The sequence below is a fragment of the Aeromonas sp. Prich7-2 genome (assembly GCF_017939255.1).
Lineage (GTDB): Bacteria > Pseudomonadota > Gammaproteobacteria > Enterobacterales > Aeromonadaceae > Aeromonas > Aeromonas caviae.
In genome coordinates this window covers 1-1,517 of sequence record NZ_JAGKRI010000144.1, presented here as the reverse complement: position 1 = coordinate 1,517, position 1,517 = coordinate 1, and the positions used below count along the sequence as shown (strand labels likewise).

Annotated in this window: 1 protein-coding gene and 1 pseudogene; one reads left to right on the top strand and one right to left on the bottom strand. The window is 44.8% G+C overall.

Annotated elements, in window-relative coordinates; all coding sequences use genetic code 11:
- Positions 1-777: 777 nt before the first annotated feature.
- Positions 778-1,404 carry a hypothetical protein gene (locus J9892_RS18250; protein WP_210538661.1) on the top strand — a complete coding sequence of 209 codons (627 nt, stop codon included), beginning with the start codon at positions 778-780 and terminating at the stop codon, positions 1,402-1,404.
- On the opposite strand, the pseudogene J9892_RS18245 reads toward J9892_RS18250, so the two are convergent.
- Positions 1,394-1,517, bottom strand: a pseudogene (locus tag J9892_RS18245) (ISAs1 family transposase); the annotation flags it as partial. The gene J9892_RS18250 and the pseudogene J9892_RS18245 overlap by 11 nt on opposite strands.

Genomic DNA, 1,517 nt, shown 5'->3' with positions numbered 1-1,517 from the left:
TGGGGATAACGCCTTAAATGGCGAAGAAACGGTCTAAATAGGCTGATTCAAGGCATTTACGGGAGAAAAAATCGGCTCAAACATGAAGAAATGAAATGACTGAGTCAGCCGAGAAGAATTTCCCCGCTTATTCGCACCTTCCCTAAATTATCTCCCTGCACAACAATAGTATCTGAGCCAAGGATTTTCCCAATGAAATTAAATGATAGCTTGGCTATGTAATCATTCATTAACAACTCTCTAATTAATGCGTCATGCGACTTATTTACTTGCCCACAAGTTGTGGTGCCAAATGAGTGATATCGTAACAGATTACATGAGTGGTTTGGTCACAAACCTATGAGTAGAGAAAACTAGATGAGAGGGCGATCACACCGAGCTGCATGTTTGGGATTGTGATGTCAACTGGCTGCACACCTGGTGTTGTTTGACCTCAAGAGCATGTGACATTGCGTACAAGCCCCATGGGACTGGCAACAATGTAGCACTCCATGCGGCCACGTTGGCAACAAGCGGGAAAGCAGCGCGTATCCACGCGCCAGCATCATCGTTGAAGATACTGCGATTCCAGATAGTTAACTGATAAAGCCAATAGAAAAGATCTTGATGAGTCCTCTTTATTCATGGCATGATAGTGTCATGGGTACTTCTGCACCCAGTTAGCCGACCTAGGCGAAGGTGTGTGACCAGCAGAGTGAAAGAAAATTCAATTAACCCTATTCTTCTATAGGGCGTATGTCGGCTAGCGCATCTAAATTGATGAAGGACAGGCGTATCATGAAACACCAAAACGATCACATCAAATTCCCTTCTGGTAATACCGTTGAATTCTGCCGTAAAAAAGCCAAAAAGCTCGCCAAGGAAAAGGGAATAAAGCTAGCCCAAGCGTTAGACATCATGGCTGAACTTAATGGGATTTCTGGTGGGTGGCACAATGCCATGCAGCAGCTTAATAATAAGCTTCAGCCTTCTGCGGTAATATCACCTAAACTACCTGAGAAATTGGAAAAACTGTTTGAAAAGATTGGTGCAGCAATACCTAAGCAGCCTGATCATGTTGAGCAGCTGATTAAAGATGCTGCAATGCCTAAGTTGCCCGCTAATGTTGAGCAGCTGATTAAAGACGCGGCAATGCCTAAGCTGCCTGCTAATGTTGATCGGCTGATTAAAGACGCTGCAATGCCTAAGCTGCCTGCTAATGTTGAGCGGCTGATTAAAGACGCGGCAATGCCTAAGCTGCCTGCTAATGTTGAGCGGCTGATTAAAGACGCTGCAATGCCTAAGCTGCCTGCTAATGTTGAGCGGCTGATTAAAGACGCTGCAATGCCTAAGCTGCCTGCTAATGTTGAGCAGCTGATTAAAGATGCTGCAATCAGGGCTGACGCATCAGTGTTTATACTTTGAACAACCCCATACATTCGAACAAATATTGTTCATTCAGACAGCAGAGCCTGCGCTTGTTGGCCATGCTTAGATTACGTGATTTGTTTTGCTTCAGCATGTTCAGTATCCACTGC

Excerpts from the sequence above, each read along its gene's own strand:
- J9892_RS18250 (WP_210538661.1), top strand. The coding sequence starts at position 778 with ATGAAACACCAAAACGATCACATCAAATTCCCTTCTGGTAATACCGTT.